This is a genomic window from Brachybacterium sp. SW0106-09 (genome assembly GCF_001293905.1).
Classification (GTDB): domain Bacteria; phylum Actinomycetota; class Actinomycetes; order Actinomycetales; family Dermabacteraceae; genus Brachybacterium; species Brachybacterium conglomeratum.
Genome location: NZ_BCAK01000032.1, coordinates 1 through 17,902, shown reverse-complemented (window position 1 = coordinate 17,902; position 17,902 = coordinate 1). Strand labels below are relative to the sequence as shown.

17 protein-coding genes, 1 tRNA gene and 1 pseudogene are annotated in these 17,902 nt (G+C 72.5%); 11 read left to right on the top strand and 8 right to left on the bottom strand.

Going from position 1 to position 17,902, the window contains the following annotated elements; genetic code table 11:
* Positions 1–5 precede the first annotated feature (5 nt).
* Entirely contained in the window at positions 6–1,115 is a 1,110-nt protein-coding gene (locus Y09_RS12945) for an NADH:flavin oxidoreductase/NADH oxidase (RefSeq protein WP_053918097.1), read from the bottom strand.
* 216 nt (positions 1,116–1,331) lie between these two features.
* Here Y09_RS12945 and Y09_RS12940 point away from each other — a divergent pair, with 216 nt between their 5' ends.
* The 4 genes from Y09_RS12940 (at position 1,332) to Y09_RS12925 (ending at position 5,111) form a co-directional block, all read left to right on the top strand.
* Positions 1,332–2,279, top strand: coding sequence for a LysR family transcriptional regulator (locus Y09_RS12940; RefSeq protein ID WP_053918096.1), 948 nt, complete (start codon positions 1,332–1,334; stop codon positions 2,277–2,279).
* Between the two features lie 28 nt (positions 2,280–2,307).
* Complete coding sequence (locus Y09_RS12935) at positions 2,308–3,099, top strand: NAD(P)-dependent oxidoreductase (RefSeq protein ID WP_053918095.1); 792 nt, start codon at positions 2,308–2,310, stop codon at positions 3,097–3,099.
* A 134-nt stretch (positions 3,100–3,233) separates the two neighbouring features.
* On the top strand, positions 3,234–3,917 hold the full coding sequence (locus Y09_RS12930; protein WP_053918094.1) for a Pr6Pr family membrane protein: 684 nt from the start codon (positions 3,234–3,236) through the stop codon (positions 3,915–3,917).
* Between the two features lie 9 nt (positions 3,918–3,926).
* Positions 3,927–5,111, top strand: a complete 1,185-nt coding sequence (locus tag Y09_RS12925) for a cytochrome P450 (RefSeq protein ID WP_053918093.1) — start codon at positions 3,927–3,929, stop codon at positions 5,109–5,111.
* Positions 5,112–5,207: 96 nt separating this feature from the next.
* Here Y09_RS12925 and Y09_RS12920 read toward each other — a convergent pair whose 3' ends face one another.
* Positions 5,208–6,050 (bottom strand): maleylpyruvate isomerase N-terminal domain-containing protein, encoded by an 843-nt coding sequence (locus Y09_RS12920; RefSeq protein WP_053918092.1) that lies wholly within the window; start codon positions 6,048–6,050, stop codon positions 5,208–5,210.
* A 142-nt stretch (positions 6,051–6,192) separates the two neighbouring features.
* On the opposite strand from Y09_RS12920, the gene Y09_RS12915 reads away from it, so the two are divergent.
* From Y09_RS12915 to Y09_RS12905, 3 genes are all read left to right on the top strand, one after another.
* Complete coding sequence (locus tag Y09_RS12915) at positions 6,193–6,408, top strand: heavy-metal-associated domain-containing protein (RefSeq protein ID WP_053918091.1); 216 nt, start codon at positions 6,193–6,195, stop codon at positions 6,406–6,408.
* 168 nt (positions 6,409–6,576) lie between these two features.
* Entirely contained in the window at positions 6,577–8,907 is a 2,331-nt protein-coding gene (locus Y09_RS12910) for a cation-translocating P-type ATPase (protein ID WP_053918090.1), read from the top strand.
* A gap of 44 nt (positions 8,908–8,951) precedes the next feature.
* Positions 8,952–9,335 (top strand): metal-sensitive transcriptional regulator, encoded by a 384-nt coding sequence (locus tag Y09_RS12905; RefSeq protein WP_234695728.1) that lies wholly within the window; start codon positions 8,952–8,954, stop codon positions 9,333–9,335.
* Positions 9,336–9,852: 517 nt separating this feature from the next.
* On the opposite strand, the gene Y09_RS12900 is transcribed toward Y09_RS12905, so the two are convergent.
* Genes Y09_RS12900 through Y09_RS12880 form a run of 5 tightly spaced genes read right to left on the bottom strand, consistent with a single transcriptional unit; the run spans position 9,853 to position 14,156 of the window.
* Positions 9,853–10,452: a cysteine hydrolase family protein gene (locus tag Y09_RS12900; protein ID WP_053918089.1), complete on the bottom strand. Its 600-nt coding sequence runs from the start codon at positions 10,450–10,452 to the stop codon at positions 9,853–9,855.
* Complete coding sequence (locus Y09_RS12895; protein WP_053918088.1) at positions 10,449–11,342, bottom strand: SDR family oxidoreductase; 894 nt, start codon at positions 11,340–11,342, stop codon at positions 10,449–10,451. Before Y09_RS12895 ends, Y09_RS12900 begins: the two co-directional genes overlap by 4 nt.
* A 53-nt stretch (positions 11,343–11,395) precedes the next feature.
* Complete coding sequence (locus Y09_RS12890) at positions 11,396–12,598, bottom strand: alcohol dehydrogenase catalytic domain-containing protein (RefSeq protein WP_053918087.1); 1,203 nt, start codon at positions 12,596–12,598, stop codon at positions 11,396–11,398.
* Positions 12,599–12,639: 41 nt separating this feature from the next.
* On the bottom strand, positions 12,640–13,671 hold the full coding sequence (locus tag Y09_RS12885; RefSeq protein ID WP_053918086.1) for a cation diffusion facilitator family transporter: 1,032 nt from the start codon (positions 13,669–13,671) through the stop codon (positions 12,640–12,642).
* Positions 13,668–14,156: a transporter substrate-binding domain-containing protein gene (locus Y09_RS12880; protein ID WP_053918085.1), complete on the bottom strand. Its 489-nt coding sequence runs from the start codon at positions 14,154–14,156 to the stop codon at positions 13,668–13,670. Before Y09_RS12880 ends, Y09_RS12885 begins: the two co-directional genes overlap by 4 nt.
* Positions 14,157–14,436: 280 nt before the next feature.
* On the opposite strand from Y09_RS12880, the gene Y09_RS12875 reads away from it, so the two are divergent.
* From Y09_RS12875 to Y09_RS12860, 4 genes are all read left to right on the top strand, one after another.
* On the top strand, positions 14,437–14,676 hold the full coding sequence (locus Y09_RS12875) for a hypothetical protein (protein WP_010549722.1): 240 nt from the start codon (positions 14,437–14,439) through the stop codon (positions 14,674–14,676).
* 375 nt (positions 14,677–15,051) lie between these two features.
* Positions 15,052–16,092: a TetR/AcrR family transcriptional regulator gene (locus tag Y09_RS12870; RefSeq protein ID WP_053918084.1), complete on the top strand. Its 1,041-nt coding sequence runs from the start codon at positions 15,052–15,054 to the stop codon at positions 16,090–16,092.
* A gap of 139 nt (positions 16,093–16,231) precedes the next feature.
* Positions 16,232–17,005, top strand: a complete 774-nt coding sequence (locus Y09_RS12865; RefSeq protein ID WP_053918083.1) for an ABC transporter ATP-binding protein — start codon at positions 16,232–16,234, stop codon at positions 17,003–17,005.
* 128 nt (positions 17,006–17,133) lie between these two features.
* Positions 17,134–17,207, top strand: a tRNA-Lys gene (locus Y09_RS12860).
* Positions 17,208–17,284: 77 nt separating this feature from the next.
* On the opposite strand, the pseudogene Y09_RS18245 reads toward Y09_RS12860, so the two are convergent.
* Positions 17,285–17,509 (bottom strand): annotated as a pseudogene (locus Y09_RS18245) (helix-turn-helix domain-containing protein); the annotation flags it as partial.
* Between the last annotated feature and the right edge of the window lie 393 nt (positions 17,510–17,902).

Sequence of the window (17,902 nt, the reverse complement as noted above, 5' to 3'; positions counted from 1 at the left end):
GCCGCTCAGCCGCGGTGCAGGGCCTGGCGGAAGGCGCGACGGTACTGCGGCGGGATGATCTCGCCGTCGCCCCGCAGGGCGAGGGCGGCGTCCAGGCCCCAGTTCGGCTCGCGCAGGAAGGCGCGGCCCACGCGCACCGCGTCGGCCTGCCCGGTGGCGAGGACGTGCTCGGCCTGGAAGGGCGTATCGAGCATGCCGACCGCGGAGACCGGCACCTCCGTGTGCTCGCGCAGGTGCGCGGCCAGCGGCGTCTGGTAGCCGGGGCCGACGGGGATCCTCGCCCCCTCGGGCAGCACGGCGTTGCCGCCGGAGGAGACGTCGACCATGTCCACGCCGTGCTCGCCGAGCCAGGTCACGACCTGGGTCGCCTGGCCGAGGTCGAAGCCGCCCTCGACCCACTCGGTCGCCGAGATGCGCACCAGCAGCGGCATGCCGACGGGGACAGCGCCGCGCACCGCGTCCACGACGCGCAGCAGGAGGCGGGCACGGCCGGCGAGCTCGCCGCCGTAGGAGTCGGTGCGCTGGTTGCTCAGCGGCGAGAGGAACTCGTGCAGCAGGTAGCCGTGGGCGGCGTGGATCTCGATCAGGTCGAAGCCCGCCTCGACGGCGCGCACGGCGGAGGCGACGAACGCCTCGACGACCTCGTCGATCCCCGCCTCGTCCAGGGCGGTGGGCTCCGTGAGCTGGTCGTAGGCGATCGCGGAGGGGGCCACGGTCTCCCAGCCGCCGTCGGCGCCTGCGAGGGAGGCGCCGGGGTGCGGGGTGCCCCACTCGGGCTCGGTGGAGGCCTTGCGCCCGGCGTGGGCGAGCTGGATCCCGGCCGCCGCGCCGAAGGAGTGGATCAGGTCGACGATCGGGCGCAGCGCCTCGCGCTGGGCGTCGTCCCACAGGCCGAGGTCCTGCGGGGAGATGCGCCCCTCGGGGACCACGCCGGTGGCCTCGAGGATCACGGCGCCGGCGCCGCCGCGGGCGAAGGAGCCGTAGTGCATGAGGTGGTAGTCGGTGGCGGCGCCGTCGCCGGCGGCGACGGAGTACTGGCACATGGGCGGCACCCAGATGCGGTTGCGGACGGTGAGGTCGCGCAGGGTGATCGGGGCGAGCAGATGCTGCGTCATGGGGGCCTCCGGGGCGTGGTGGACGGGATCGTGCCGCGGCGGTCCGGCCCGACGGTCCGCGAGGACGCGAGGTGCTGGCGGGCCCTGATGGGCTGGAGTGCCGCGGCGATGCTCGGACGCTAGACCGCCCCGCCATGGACTGACCAATAGCAGAACTGATGGGAGGTATCCCTCCGTCTATGGATCGAGGTCACTGCGAGACGTAGCCTCTCCGCTGTGACGACCTCCACTCTCGCCCCCGTGCAGGACCTCAACCTGCTGCGCACGTTCCTGGCCGTGCAGCGCGCCGGCTCGTTCACCGCGGCCGCGCCCGCGCTCGGCCTCACCCAGCCGACGGTCACCTCGCAGATCCGCGCACTCGAGGTCCAGCTGGGACGCCAGCTCTTCCAGCGCCTGCCGCGCGGCGTCGAGCCCACCGCCTTCGCCCGGGAGCTCGCCGAGCGGATCGCGGCCCCGCTGGACGATCTGGACCTGGTCGCGACGGGGAACTGCGAGATCGACGGCCGCACCGCTCCGGTGCACCTGGCCGGGCCGCCGGAGCTGCTGTGCGCCCGGGTGCTCCCGGCGCTCGCTCCGCTCGTGGCCGACGGCGTGCGCGTGCACGTGGCGACCGGGGAGGACGAGGAGCTGATCGAGCAGCTGCGGGAGGGCCGTCACGACCTGCTGATCTCGACGCAGCGCCCGCGCGGCAGAGCGCTCGCGGTGACGCCGTTGGCGCAGGAGGAGCATCTGCTGGTCGCGACCCCGGACTGGGCCGCCCGCGTGGGCTCCCGTGCGGAGGGCGTGCCGGTGTGTGCGGCGCTCGAGGCGGTGCCGCTGGTGTCCACGGCCGACGACATGCCGGTGGTGCGCCGCTACTGGCGCACCCAGTACGGCAAGCAGCATCCCGCGGTGGGGCCGGCGATGACGGTGCCGTCCCTGCACGCCGTGATCGCGGCGGTGCGGGCGGGCGCCGGGTACTCGGTGCTGCCGCGCTCGCTGTGCGAGGCGGAACTCGCCTCGGGCGAGCTGGTGCGGCTCGAGGAGCCTGAGCGCCCGCGCACCACCACGCTGCTGCTCGTGCAGCGCCCCGGCGCCGAGCAGAACCCGGCGACGGTGCAGGTCGTGGAAGCGCTGCTCCGGGCGGCCCGGGCGTCGGAGCATCCTCGCCCCGTCCCTGCGTGATCGGGCCCGCGCGGCCCATACTGGGGTCATGACACAGGACACCGCTCGACGACGCGTGCTGATCACCGGAGCCACCGGAGGGATCGGCTCCCACCTCTCCCGGACCCTCGCGGAGGACTACGACCTCGTCCTCCACGGGCGCGACCCGGACAAGGCGGCACAGGGTCAGGAGCTGAGGGTCGCCGACCTCGCGGACCTCGAGGAGGTGGAGGCGGTCCTGGAGGGCGTCGACACGGTCGTGCACATGGCCGGCGCCTCCTCGCCGGAGTCGAGCTGGGACGCCGTGCTCGAGGCCAACATCATCGGGGTGCGCAACGTGCTCGAGGGGGCGCGGCGCACGGGCGTGCGTCGCGTGGTGCTGGCCTCCTCGAACCATGCGTTCGGGATGTACGACCGACACGAGCAGTGGCCGGTCTACCCCGATCAGCCGCCGCGCGCCGACTCCCTGTACGGGGTCTCGAAGGTCTTCGGCGAGTCGCTGGGCCGCTTCTACCACGACGAGCACGGCCTGGACGTGATCAACCTGCGCATCGGCTGGTTCAGCGAGGACCCGCTCGACGCCCAGGAGGACATCCTGCGCGCCATGTGGCTCAGCCCGAGGGACTGCACCGAGGTGGTGCGGTGCGCGATCGAGGCGGAGGTGCGCTTCGGGCTCTACTACGCGATCTCCGACAATCCCAATCGCCGATGGTCGATGACGAACACCCAGCTCGAGCTCGGATACCGGCCCCGCGATGCCTGGACGTCCCTGCCCGGTGCGAGAGAGCACGTCGTCGAGGGCGGCGCGCCGGTGCGGGACTCCTGGCCGCGCGGTTCATGAGCGGCGCCCAGGAGCCGCGCTTCTCCCCCGCCCCTCGCCCCTCTCCCCCGCAGGCCGCGTCGGCAGCACCCACGGCGATGCCGTCGACGTCGGAATCATCCGCGTCGGAGTCGTCGGCGACGGAGCCATCGGCGATGTCGTCATCGGCGATGCCGCCGCCGACGCCGTCGGGCCGCTCGGCGACCGCCGTCCGCGCGGCCCGCGGCGCACGGGTCGCCGTCGCGATCCTCGTCCTGGCGGCCCTGCTCACCAGCACCCTCACCGCGATCCGGGACGGCTCCCTCGCCCAGCACCTCTCCTTCTTCACGAACCAGTCCAACCTCGCCTTCGCCCTCCTGCTGCTGGCCGGGACTGCGCTGTCCCGGCGACGGCGACCGCCGTGGTGGGACGACCTGCGCGGCGCGGCCACGTTCTACCTCGTGATGACCGGGATCATCTACGCGCTGCTGGTCGCGCCTCTGGACGAGCTGCTGCGATGGGACATCGGCTGGACGGGGATCGTGCTCCACCGTCTCGCCCCGGTCGCGGCGCTGCTGGACTGGCTCCTGTCCCCGCGGCGCCGCACCCCGTCGGCCCGGCGGGTCCTGGGCTGGCTGACGTATCCGATCGTGTATCTCGTCGCGACCTGGCTGCGCGGGGGCGTGACCGGCTGGTACCCCTACGCCTTCCTCGACCCGACCGCCTCGTCCTGGCCGCAGGTGCTGGCGACGACCGGCGTGGTGCTGCTCGCCTTCCTCCTGTTCGCGGCGCTCGTGCACCTGGCGGAGGGCGGCTGCGCAGGAAGGAGGTCCCGGCGGGGCACCTGGAGGGCTCCCTAGGGTGAGGCCATGAGCCTGCCGATCCTCGACGCCACCGGACTCGAACCCCGCTCCGCGACCGACGAGCTGCGCGAGCGCTCGCCGCTGGCGCGCACGCCCGACGGGACCTGGGTGGTGCTCGGCCACGCCGAGGCGCTCGCGGTCGTCGAGGACGCGGAGAGCTTCTCCTCCGGGGTCTCGCGCTTCCTCCAGGTGCCGAACGGCCTCGACGGCGCCGAGCACGCCACGATGCGCGCGGCGACCGATCCGTTCTTCGGTCCCGACGAGATGGCCCGCCTCGCCCCCGTGCTGCGCGAGGTCGCCGGGGGCCTCGTGGAGGAGCTGCTGGACGGGGTGGGAGCGGCCGGCACGGAGATCGACGCGGTCGCGGCGCTCGGCGCGGTGTTCGCGGTGCGCGGGCAGACCACGTGGCTGGGCTGGCCCGCCGTGCTCGAGCCCGAGCTGCTGCAGTGGATGTCCGACAACCACGAGGCCTCGCGCTCGGGAGAGCTGGAGCGGACCCGCGAGGTCGCCGAGCGCTTCGACGCGATCATCCGCTCGGTGCTCGCACCGCGTCGGGCCGCCGAGCAGGACGCGCCGGAGGATCCGACCACCGCGCTGCTGCGACTGCGGGTGCCGCTGCCGGATCCCGAGGTGCCGGGCTCGACGGAGCGGGCGCTGCACGAGGAGGAGATCGTCTCGATCCTGCGCAACTGGACCGGCGGGGACCTCGGCTCGATCGCGCTGTGCACCGGGGTGCTGCTCCATGCCCTCGCCCATGCCCCCGCTCTCGCGGATCGGGTGCGGGACGGCTCGGACGAGGAGGCGACCGCGATCATCGACGAGCTGCTGCGCATCGACGACCCCTTCGTCTCCACTCGACGGGTCGCCACCTGCCCCGTGCCCCTCGCCGGTCGCGAGATCGGTGCGGGCGAGCGGGTGCTGGTGCACTGGACCTCGGCCAACCGTGACGGTCGGGTCTTCCCCGATCCGGAGGCGCTGGACCCCGCGGGGAACGCGGAGCGGAACCTGGTCTACGGCGCCGGTCCCCACGTCTGCCCGGGCCGTCCCCTCGCGACGCTCGAGCTGCTCACGCTGCTGAAGGCGCTGCTCTCCGCGGCGGACGTGCGCCCCGGCGAGACGCCCGGCGAGCGGGAGATCGCGCCGGTGGGCGGCTGGGCACATGTCCCGGTGGTGCTGGTGCCGCGGGGCTGAGCGCCGTCGCCGCGCGGCAGGGCGGGGGTGCTCCGCACCTGCGCGCGGGCCCTGCGCGGCCGACGGCCGGCGCCGGCGCACCACGAGATCGAGAGGTCAGTCGTGCCCCTCGGCGATGAGCGAGGCGAGCTGGGCGATGCCGGCGGAGTCTCCCTGGACGGCCACGCGCTGCTCCTCGCCCTCCAGGTGCGCGAGGGCCTGCTCGCGCCCCCAGGCCCACAGGTCCAGCGCCTGGGCGGTGCCGGCGGCGCGGGCCCGAGGCAGGTCGCCGGGAGCCTGCCCTTCGGCCAGGAGGCGGCCGACGGGGGCGTCGAACTCCTTCCCGTCACGGGGCCGGGTCCCGCTCCAGCGACTGATCTCCAGCATCCGGGCGGTGCCGCCCTCGGGGGCGATCTCGACGACGGCGACGGGACGCGTCTCGGCCCAGTCGGGGATCCACTCGAAGCCGGCGGGCCACATCACCTCGAGCACGTGGGCGAGCCCGTCGGCCGCGATCTGCCGCGGGATCGGGGTGACGGAGCCGCCGGCGGTGAGCTCGGCGTCGACGCGATGGATCGTCGCCTCGTGGGTCTGCATGCGGCGGGTGATCCCCACGCCCTGGACGGCGGAGTACCAGAACCAGGCGGGCTCGTCGTCGGCGCGGGCGACGAGCTGGGACAGCAGCGCCTCGGTCGCACTCGCGCGGCGGGCGAGGAGGGCGTCGCGCTCGGCGGGCCGCGCGTCCTTGCCCTCCTCGATCGCCATGACCTGCTCCTCGGCGGTCGCCCCGGACTCGAGGATCGCCGCCCAGAACTCGTGGACCTCGGCGAGGTGCCACAGCAGGTCGTCGGCGGTCCAGTCGGGGCAGGTGGGAACGCTCTGCTCGGGGTCGACGGAGGTGAGGGCGGCGACGGACCGCTCGGTCTCCTCGCGGATGTGGGCGACGGCATCGATGCTCATGGCCCCATCGAAGCACCCCGGGGTGACGGACGACACCCCGTTCCCCCGCAGGGACCTTGAACTCACATACCCCTTGGGGGTATAAATGGAGACAGTTCGATACCCCTTGAGGGTATACCCGGATCATCACGAGGAGAGTTCCATGAGCGCGACCACGATCGACTTCCAGGTCACCGGCATGACCTGCGGCCACTGCGAGATGTCCGTCCGCGAGGAGGTCGGCGAGGTCCCCGGCGTCACCGACGTCGAGGTCAGCCACGAGACCGGCCTGCTCCGCGTCGGCTCCGACGCCGCGGTCGACGAGGCCGCCGTGCTCGCCGCCGTCGAGGAGGCCGGCTACTCCGCCGTCCGCGCCTGAGACCTCCGAGGGTCGCCCCGCGGCAGAGACGTCGCCCTGCGCGGCCCTCCCCTCCCGCGGCGGCCCGCGGCCCTCCCCTCCCGCGGCGGCCGGTCCCCACCGGCCGCCGCGGACCCGCCCCAGCCCCTCCTACGACGCGGTCGCAGCCCGCGAGGAAGAAGCCCCAGGATGAGCACCAGAGAGGCCCAGCGGCCGCTCGACGTCGGCATCGAGCTCGAGATCGGCGGCATGACCTGCGCCTCGTGCGCGAACCGCATCGAGCGCAAGCTCAACAAGCTCGACGGCATCAGCGCGTCGGTGAACTACGCGACCGAGAAGGCGCGGGTCATGGCGCCGGAAGGCTACGACCCCCAGCAGCTCGTGACCACGGTCGAGAAGGCCGGCTACACCGCCGCCCTCCCCGCCCCGCCGAAGGAGCGCTCCGAGGGGGAGGACGCCGAGGAGTCGGAGGATCCCGAGCTGCGCTCCCTGCGCCAGCGCCTGATCGGCGCGGCGCTCCTCACGATCCCGGTGATCGTGCTGTCGATGGTGCCGGCGCTGCAGTTCACGAACTGGCAGTGGCTCGTGCTGACGCTCGCCTCCCCCGTCGTGGTGTGGGCGGCCTGGCCCTTCCACCGCGCCGCCGCGATCAACCTCCGCCACGGCGCCGCGACCATGGACACGCTCATCTCCGTCGGCGTGACCGCCGCCTATCTCTGGTCGCTGTACGCCCTGTTCCTCGGCAGCGCGGGGATGCCGGGGATGACCCATGAGTTCTCGCTGACCATCGGCCGGACCGACGGCTCGGCGAACATCTACCTCGAGGTCGCCGCGGGCGTGACCATGTTCATCCTGCTGGGCCGCTATCTCGAGAAGCGCTCGAAGCGCCAGGCCGGTGCCGCGCTGCGCGCCCTGCTGGACATGGGCGCGAAGGATGTCGCCGTGCTGAAGGGCGGCGCCGAGGTGCGCGTGCCCGTCGGCGAGCTCGCCGAGGGAGACCTCTTCGTGGTGCGGCCCGGCGAGAAGATCGCCACCGACGGCGTCGTCGAGCAGGGCAGCTCCGCCGTGGACGTCTCGATGCTCACCGGCGAGTCAGTGCCCGTCGAGGTGGGTGAGGGCGACGCCGTCACCGGCGCGACCGTCAACGCCGGCGGCCGCCTCGTGGTCCGCGCGACCCGCGTCGGCGCCGACACCCAGCTCGCCCGCATGGCGCAGATGGTGGAGGACGCCCAGTCCGGCAAGGCCGAGATCCAGCGCCTCGCCGACAGGGTCTCGGGCATCTTCGTGCCGATCGTCTTCGTCATCGCGATCGTCGTCCTCGCCGCCTGGCTGCTGACCGGGAACGGCGCCGAGGCCGCCTTCACCGCGGCCGTCGCGGTGCTGATCATCGCCTGCCCCTGCGCGCTCGGCCTCGCCACCCCCACCGCCCTGCTGGTCGGCACCGGCCGCGGCGCCCAGATGGGCATCCTGCTCAAGGGCCCCGAGGTGCTCGAGTCCACCCGCCGCGTCGACACCGTGCTGCTGGACAAGACCGGCACCGTCACCACCGGGAGGATGACCCTCACCGAGGCGATCGCCGCCCCCGGCACCGACCCGGCAGAGCTGCTGCGCCGCGCCGGCGCCGTCGAGAACGCCTCCGAGCACCCGATCGCCCAGGCCATCGCGCAGGGCGCTGCCGCCCGGGGGGCGGCGGGGGCCGACGGCACCCTGCCCGAGGTGACCGACTTCGAGAACCTCGCCGGTCGCGGAGTGCGCGGCACCGTCGAGGGCGCCCGGGTCCTCGTCGGACGGGAGAACCTGCTGGACGGCACCGCGATGCCCGCCGAGCTCGCCACCGCGAAGGCGTCCGCGGAGGCCCGCGGCGAGACCGCCGTGGTCGTGGTCTGGGGCGGCGAGGCGCGGGGCGTGCTCGTCGTCGCCGACACCGTCAAGCCCACCAGTGCCGAGGCCATCACCCAGCTGAAGGGCCTCGGCCTCACCCCCGTGCTGCTCACCGGCGACAACCGCGCCGTCGCCGAGCACATCGCGGCCGAGGTCGGGATCGACGAGGTCATCGCCGAGGTCATGCCCGAGGACAAGATCGCCGAGGTCACCCGGCTCCAGGAGCAGGGCAGGATCGTCGCGATGGTCGGCGACGGCGTGAACGACGCCCCGGCGCTCGCCCAGGCCGACCTCGGACTCGCGATGGGCACCGGGACCGACGTCGCGATCGAGGCCGGGGACATCACCCTGGTGCGCGGCGACCTGCGCTCCGCGGCCGACGCGATCCGCCTGTCACGTCGTACCCTCTCCACCATCAAGGGCAACCTGTTCTGGGCCTTCGCGTACAACGTCGCGGCCATCCCGCTGGCGGCGCTGGGCCTGCTGAACCCGATGCTCGCCGGGGCCGCGATGGCGTTCTCCAGCGTGTTCGTGGTCGGCAACAGCCTGCGCCTGCGGTCCTTCCGCAGCCGTGCGCTGGAGAACCCGCAGGCGTCGGCCTCCGCCGCACCCGAGAACCGTCAGAAGGCCGCGGCCTGACCGCCCGCTCCGCTCTCCCCGGTCGCCCACCCCAGGAGGACCCCATGACCACCATCGATCCCACTGGCGCCGTCGCCGGCGCCGCCGAGGCGGAGGCTCCCGTGACGGGCGCCGCGGAGGCCGGTGCCGCCGAGGGCCACGAGCACCACCACGGCTACATCACCGACAAGTCCCGCTATCTCGCGCGCCTGAAGCGGATCGAGGGCCAGGCCCGGGGTCTGCACCGGATGGTCGACGAGGAGAAGTACTGCATCGACATCCTCACGCAGATCTCCGCGCTGAAGAGCGCGCTGGACGGCGTGGCGATGGGCCTGCTGGACGACCACATGCAGCACTGCGTCCTGGACGCGGCCCGCTCCGGCGGCCGCGAGGGCGAGGAGAAGCTCAAGGAGGCCTCTGCCGCGATCGCCCGGCTCGTGCGCTCCTGACAGGACGCCTTCGGGGTCGGCGGAGCCGGGCATCGCCTACGCTGGTGACGACGTGGCGCCGATCACATGCTCGGACGGAGCGGACGCGACATACCGCCTCTGACCGACGCACCGCGAGGGACGAGGAGCACACCGATGCATGGAGCCGCCACTGAGCCGTCTCGCGGCTACGACGCGACGGACGGGGACCACCGACCGTCATCCCCGCAGACAGAGCCCGACGGCGACAACGGGCGCACAACGCCCCGAGGACGTCGGGAGGAGATCCTCGACGGCGCGTCGGAGATGTTCGCCGAGCACGGGTAGAACGGCTCCAGCCTGCGCGAAATCTCCGCCCACATCGGCATCTCCACTCGGGGATGCTGAGGACCTGCGGCGGGCACTCGCCGAGGTCTGGCACCCCGCGTCTCTGCCGGTCCGGCTGCGGCCTGACGACGGCGCCCCGAGCCCCGGCCACGAGGACCCCGATCCGGATCGCCAGGCCCACCGCGCCCCCTGAGAGCGTGCCGCGCGACGCTCAGGACCGCAGACGTGCGAGGGCATCCTCGAGCGTCACGAGCTCGGCCTGCCGATCGCCGACCAGGAGGTCGAGGACCGTGCGCATGTGCTCGGTCCGCTCGTCGGCGACCGCATCCTCGACCACCGCGGCGCGGACGTTGTGGGCATAGGCGTCCCGGGCGGTCTGGGCGATGCAGGCATGGGTCGAGACGCCGGCGATCAGCACCCGGTCCACGCCCAGGTTCCGGAGCCTCAGGGCGAGGTCGGTGCCGAACCAGGCGCCGTCGCGGGTCTTCTCGACGCCGGTCATCCCGGAGGTGTCCAGCTCGTGCACCACAGCGGTGCTCGGATCGCCGTGGAACAGGTAGCCGTGGTCGTCCTCGAGCATGCTCAGCGTCCAGGTGGAGCGATCGCGACTGTGCTCGGTCGTCACCAGCAGGATCGGGGCCCCGGCCTCGCGGGCTCCGTCGGCGAGCGCCCCCACCGCGGCGAGGACGTCGGCGCGGGTGACGGCGAGGCCGGGAGCCTCGAAGAAGGCCTCCTGCAGGTCGACGAGCAGCAACGCGGTGCGCGGCGTCGTTCCCGGTTCCGCGGTGCGCGTCGTGCGGTCCGCGCTCACGGGGTCGGGCTCCCTCCCGTCACGGCGAGGGTCTCCCCGAGCACGTAGCTGGACTCGGAGGAGGTGAGGAAGACGTAGGCCGGCGCGAGCTCGGTGGGCTGGCCTGCGCGGCCCAGCGGCGTGCTCTTGCCGAACTCCGGCAGCGCCTCCTTGGGCTGTCCGTCGGAGACCTGGAGCGGGGTCCAGATCGGTCCCGGTGCGACCGCGTTGACGCGGATGCCGCGCGGAGCGAGCTGCTGGGCGAGCCCCTTGGTGAAGTTGTTGATCGCCGCCTTGGTGGAGGCGTAGTCCACGAGCGTGGGCGAGGGCTGATAGGCCTGGATCGACGTGGTGTTCACGATCGTGGAGCCGGCGGGGAGGTGCTTCAGCGCGGCCTGGGTGATGCGGAACATCGCATGGATGTTGACCGCGAAGGTGTCCTCCCACTGCTGGTCGTCGATCTCCTCGAGAGACTCGACCGCGATCTGTCGGCCCGCGTTGTTCACCAGCGCATCGAGACCGCCGAGCCCTTCCACGGCGTCCTCGACGAGTCGGCGGCAGAAGTCCGCGTCGGTGAGGTCGCCGGGCAGCAGCACGGCGGTGCGCCCCGCCTCTCGGATCACGCCCGCGATGTGCTGGGCGTCCTCCTCCTCCTGGGGGAGGTAGTTCAGCGCGACGTCCGCGCCCTCGCGGGCGAAGGCGATCGCGACCGCTGCGCCGATGCCGGAGTCGGCGCCGGTGATCAGCGCGCGGCGGCCCTCGAGGCGGCCGGTGCCGCGGTAGGACTCCTCGCCCCGGTCTGTGCCGGGGATGAGCTCGGCGTCCAGTCCGGGCTCCGGCTGGTCCTGCTTCGGCGGGGTGATCTCGGGGAAGCGCGTGACGGGGTTCGTGAAGGTGAGCTGATCGGACATGTGTCCTCCTCGGTCTCGGTGGTGGGTGTTCGCGGCGGTGCGCCGGGAGCGGTTCAGGGGGTCGTCGGGGCGGAGGCGATCGTCGGGTCGAGGACGACCTTGATGCAGCCGTCGTGCTTGCGCTGGAAGAGGTCGTAGCCCACGGCCGCCTCCTCCAGGGGGAGCCGGTGGGTGACCAGGTCGCCGACGCCCAGGGGGTCCGCGGGGTCCTCGACCAGCGGCAGCAGCGCGTCGGTCCAGACCCGCACGTTGCACTGGCCCATGCGCAGCTGGAGCTGCTTGTCGAACATCGTCAGCAGCGGCATGGGGCTGGCCGCGCCGCCGTAGACGCCGGAGAGGGAGACGGTCCCTCCGCGGCGCACGAGGTCGATGGCGGTGTGCAGGGCGGCGAGCCGGTCCACCCCGGCGCGCTCCATGAGCGGCTGCGCGACCGCGTCAGGAAGCTTGCCGGCGAGGGTCTGGGCGAGACCGGCGACCGGGCTGCCCTCGGCCTCCATGCCCACGGCGTCGACGACGGCGTCGGGCCCGCGCCCCTGGGTGCGCTCGCGGATCTCGCCCACGGCGTCCTCGGTCAGGTCCAGCACCTCGATGCCGTGACGCTCGGCCATGGCCCGGCGCTCGGGGACGGGATCGATGCCGAACACACGGGCCCCCAGGTGGCGCCCGATCCGGGCAGACAGCTGGCCGACAGGTCCCAGGCCGATCACCGCGAGGGTGCGGTGCGCCGGAACACCGGCGTACTGCACGGCCTGCCACGCGGTGGGGAGGATGTCGCTGAGGAAGAGGTAGTTGTCGTCGGGCAGCTCAGTGCCGACCTTCATCAGACCGTAGTCGGCGTGCGGCACCCGGAGGTGCTCGGCCTGACCGCCGGGGACCTGGCCGTAGAGCTTCGAGTAGCCCAGCAGCGCGGCTCCCGTGCCGCGCTCGGTCACCTGGGTGGTCTCGCACTGGGAGGGGAGCCCCTGCCCGCACATGGCGCAGTGCCCGCAGGAGATCGTGAAGGGGACGACGACCCGGTCCCCAGGGCGCACCCCGGTCACCTCGGAGCCGACCTCCTCGACGATCCCCATCGGCTCGTGCCCGATCACGTCGCCGGGTGTCATGAACGGTCCGAGGACCGAGTACAGGTGGAGGTCGGAGCCGCAGATCGCGGTCGAGGTGATGCGGACGATCGCGTCGGTGGGCTGCTGGAGGATCGGGTCGGGCACGGTCTCGACGCTCACGTGCTCGGTGCCCTGCCAGGTCACTGCTCTCATGGTCCCGCCTTCCGGTGGTGATCTCGGGGTGTGGTTCCACGCTAGGGGGCGCCGTCGGCCCCCGTCCGCAGTGTCGACCGAAAGGTCTGCGCAGGCGGCAGCTCGGGAACGGGGGCGATGACGACGTCGTGCACCTTCCAGTCGAGCTCGTCGATCCGGTCGCGCAGCGCGGCGATCCGGTCGAGGGTCGGCTCGGTCCCCGCGGCGGGGACCACGAACACCTCGGCGTGGAAGACGTGCCCCTCGTCGCGGACCCGGGCCGAGACCTCCCCCACCCAGGACTCCTCCTCCGCCCGCTCCTCGATCCGTCGCGTCAGCGGATGCGGTGCGGAGTCGTCGAAGGTCCGCGCCTCGGCATCGGTGAGCCCGCCGATCGAGCTGCGAAGGTTCTTCACACCGTCACGCAGGATCGAGACGGACACCAGCAGCGCGGCGGTCGCATCCGCCCACCAGAGCCCGAGCCCCACCCCGATCACACCGGCGATGGTGGCGACCGCGGTGGACCAGTCGGCCTTGCTCATGTCGGCATCGGCGAACAGCACCTTGTCGTGCAGCTTCTCGGAGAGCGCGAGCTTCTTGTACCCCAGGATCACCGGGCCGATGCTGGTGACCACCATCACGGCGACCATCAGCCAGCCGGACCAGATCGCGTGGCCGAAGAGGACGGTCAGTCCGATCGGCGGCCTCTCGACGGTCACCAGGGTCATCACCGAGTCGATCGCGAGATAGCCGCCCATGGTGAGCAGCGCGATCGCGGCGACCAGGTGGGCGACCCCGATCGAACGGTGGAAGCCGTAGGGGTGCAGGCGGTCGGGCCTCTTGCGGATCCGGCGCGCCGCGACGAGGAAGGCGATCGGGGGCAGCAGCGAGAGCATGTCCTCCGCCCAGGCGGCCCGCATCGCCTGGGACTGCCCCGCGACGAGCGCGACCAGCGCGACTGTCGCCGACATCCAGGCCAGCGTGATCCACTCGAGGCGTCGGGCCCGGCGCAGCGTCTCGCGCTGCTCCTCGCCGAAGGCGTCGTGGCCCGACCCCGTCGCCTCCTCGCCGCCTTCGCCCTCGGAGCCGTTCACAGCTCGCCCCCGCGCTCGGCGAGGAACCGTTCGATGTCGGTCATCAGCGCGTTCTCGCCCGGCTGGACTCCGACGACGATCTTCACCTCGGCGCCGTCGGGCCCGGTCGTCGTGGTGTAGGGGCGCGTCGTGGCGATCTCGGAGGTCCAGGGGACGTCGGAGGCGAGCCCGCCGACGACCACGTCGAGCTGTCCCTCCCGCATCATCGCCGCCAGGGTGTTCTCCCCTGCCGGCACCCACTCGACCTCAGCGTCGATCGTCTCGGCATAGTCGGTGAGCAGTTCGACCTCGGACCCGCTGACGGCGCCGTCGGCGGCCACCTCGGTCCAGGGCGGGTTCTCGCTGACACCGACCCGGAGCACGCCTTCTCGGGCCCGGTCGAGGGTGCCCTGGGGATCCGCGGGGAAGCCGCCCTGGCAGCCGGCCAGGAGGATCGTCGCCGCCGCGACGAGCAGCAGCGCCGTGGGCCGTCGGGGAATGGTCATGCCCGCACCTCCGTCTCCTCGTGACCTCAGTGCGCGTCGCCGCGCACCGCTCGTCTCCGCACCGCTGTCCTGTCTCACCTGCCTCATGGGCGCGACCCTAATGAGCTCGACCCTACTGAGCGCGGGCCGCGCCGGGCCGTCCGATCGGTCCAGGCCTCCTGCCTGCAGGGGCGCCGCGCCCGGTTCACCGTCGTGACGACGGGGCATGGGATGGGACGTGCCGACGCCGTCCTGACGACGGTGCCGCACGGCCATCGACGGACGACCGGAGAGAGGGACGATGATGAACCACGCCGACGACGGTGGACGGATCACCGGGACGAAGGACAAGAACTACGACCTGATCTGGTTCGCGGAGCAGTGCCTGTCCAACGCCCTGCGTCTGGAGACCTACCGCGCCGACGCGGAGGAGGCCGGCGACACCGAGCTCGCCGACCTGTTCGGCAAGGCGCAGAGCGACAGCACGAAGGGTGCGGAACTCGCCAAGGACCTGCTCGCACGGCGTCTCGGCGCCCGCTGACCCACCCACCCGCGTCGGCGCGCCCGGCCCCTGTCCTCGCGCGCCGACCGGGCCGGCCCCGGCAGCGCTCCCGGACGAGCGATGCCGGGGCCGGGCCGCGTCGGCGTCCCGCACGGAGACCGACCATGCGGTAGGGATCCTCACGGGCCGCCACCGATGCAGCCGGGAGGAGGCCGTCGAGCTCCCAAGACGGCCTCGAACACCGCGACGTCACGTGGAGCGAGCTGGCGGCCCAGCTCGTCGCCTCGGTGAGTTCCGCGCCCTCGATTACGTCGTTCGAGACGCAGGAGCGCGGTTCGTCCCCGGGTGGGCTAGGCTCCGGGTGAGGTCTAGCAGGAGGCCTCTCCACCAGCGTGTACGAAACGGCCTCCACTCATGCCCCACTCCCTCTCCGTGACGGTCCATGTCGATCTGGACCTCCACGAGGTCGTCCTCTCCATCGCGGGATGCCTCACCGCCCGGACCTACGACTCCGTGCTCCCCGTCGTGGCCCAGGCCCGGGGCCTCGAACCTGCTCCGCGCGTCACCCTGGACCTCCTGGACATGCAGCACATCGACGTCGACGGGCTCCTCCCCCTGCGTCAGGCGATCGAGCTCGCCGACCCCGAACAGAAGGTGCCCCTGAGCATCAAGGCACCCGAGACGCTCCCGCTGTGCCCGCTCAGCGCCGCCACGCCGAGGGCCGACGGTTCGGACTCGCCGCCGCTGCGGCTCCACCGGCGGGCCGATGCCCCGGCGACCGAGGGATCCGACGATTCCCGACGGCTCGCGTCCGCCACGGCGAGCCCGACGATCCTCACCGAGCGAGCCCGTCGTCGCATCGCACCGCGCAGCAGGCGGGAGGAGATCCTCGCCGGGGCCGCCGAGATGTTCGCCGAGCACGGCTACCACGGAGCGAGCCTGCGTGACATCGCCGGCCACATCGGGATCTCCCATCCGGGGCTCATGCACCACTTCCCCTCGAAGGACAGCCTGCTCCACACGGTCATCGACTCCCTCGAGGACCGCACGCAGCGGACCCTCGAGGAGGTCGAGCGGCTGAGCGTCGAGCCGGAGGCGCTCATGCAGGAGCTCGCGGCGACCTGGCACCCGGGGGCCCTGCACGTGCGGCTGCTGGCCACGCTCGCCGCCGAATCAGTCAGCGGCGATCACCCGGGACGCTTCCGCATGGCGCGGCTTCGACGCGTGCACGAGAACATCTTCGAGCAGTGCTTCACCGCCTATGGAGAGCTGGGGCTGCTGCGCAGGGGCGTCGATCCCGGCTTCGCCGGCAGGGCGCTGCTCGGACTCGTGCTGAACCTGGCCGTCCGCGAGAAGACGGTGCGGGCGATGCAGGGTGCGGCCCATGACGACGGTCCCGTCCAGGAGCTCGCCCGGATGATGCGCTCGTTCCTCTCGAAGGACGCCGTGGGCTGACTGTGGGTGGCCGCATCGTGCCTCGTCGGGAGCCGCCTGGTCGCCCGGCCTGGTCGCCCGCCCCGGCGATCCTCCCCGGCGCGGCCCAGCCGAGCTGGCTAGAGTGCTCCTGGCCGCACACTCCGCGAGAAAGTCACCGATGCCTGCACCCACCGCCCTCACCGCCACCGCCCTGCACGCCGGCTATCCCGGTGAGGTCGTGCTCGAAGGGGTGGACCTCGAGCTGCGTGCCGGGCAGGGGCCGCTGGGCCTGCTGGGAGCCTCGGGCGCGGGCAAGACCACGCTGCTGGCGACTCTCGCCGGGGAGCACCGTCCCAGCGCCGGCCGCGTCCAGTGGGAAGGGCGGGACGTCGCGAAGCTGCGGGGGAAGGACAGGCGCCGCTTCCGCGCCGCCGTCCGCTTCGTCTCCCAGTACGCGATGACGATCACCGACCCGCGCGAGACCGTCGGCTCCCGCCTCCAGCTCGCCGCGAAGGAGGCCCGCAAGGGCGGCCGCACCCACTCCGTCTCCCCCGCCGAGATGCTGGAGAGCGTCGGGCTCGAGGAGCGCTTCCTGCCCCGCACCATGCGCACCCTCTCCGGCGGCGAGATCCAGCGCGTCGCCCTCGCGACCGCGCTGTCGACCCGGCCAGAGCTGCTCGTCCTGGACGAGCCGCTGACCGCCGTGGATCCCAACACCCGCGCCCGCCTCGCCCGCTCCCTCGGCGCGACCATCGAGCGCCTCGGCATCGGCGCGCTCATCGCCTCCCACGACATCGAGCTGCTGCAGCGGCTGTGCCCCGAGATCGCGGTGCTCGGCCGGGGCCGGATCCTCGCCCGCGGCCCGCTGGCCGTGGTGCTCGCCGATCCAGAGGACGAGGAGATACGCGAGCTCGTCGCGGCCCATCCCGTGGCCGTTCAGCGCTTCGCCTGAGCGCGGCGTCGCCGGCCCCATGCCCCTGCTCGCTGGCCCTCCTCGACGCCCCTCGCTGTTCCCTCGCTCACAGCACGGCCTCTCGAGTTGGACAGCGCGCGACGCGGGGGTAGAGTTCTTCTCTGTCGGCGCCATTAGCTCAGTTGGTTAGAGCAGCTGACTCTTAATCAGCGGGTCCGGGGTTCGAGTCCCTGATGGCGCACCCGAGGAAGAAGCCCCACCGGTCATCCGGTGGGGCTTCTTCGTGTCCCGGAACAGTCCGAGGCCATCGAAGAGGTCGCCCACGGATACGCCGAAGTACTCGGCGACCAGCTCGACCTCATTCGCCTTCCACGGCGCTTCGCCCTTGACCTTGGCAAACACAGTGGCGCGACTCGCTCCGATGATCGGAGCAAGCTCCGAGTTCTTGACCCCTCGGCCAGCAGCCAGGGCTCGAACGGCAGCGGCGATCCGCTGATCGGCGGTTGCAGCTGGAGACTCTTCAGGGTTCGAAAGTTCGCTCATGAGTCCAAGGGTACCGTCGCCACCCCTTCCCGCCTAGACACTCCGAAGCAAGACTGTTGTCGAGTCTAGCCAACTGGACTTGAGTCTGGCCCCATGAGAAGTCAGGCGCCGTACGCAGACCTTCTCCTCCGGCTGTCAGGGCACGGAGGGCTCTGGGAGTGGGCCATGGAGCAGCGTCGCTCTGTTCGCCCTCCCAACTGGGCGGAGCTGGCCGAGCGGCTCGCTGCTGAGACCGAAGGGGCGGTCGTCGTCAAAGGCGACATGTTGCGGAAGTGGCTTCTGGCCGCGGAGGACGCCCGTGGCGAAGGGCAGCGGAGCTCGATGATCGAAGGAGCTCGACGATGAGTGAACCGCCTGTAAGTGTTCGTGGTGGCCGGCCCGGGGCTGGCTGGC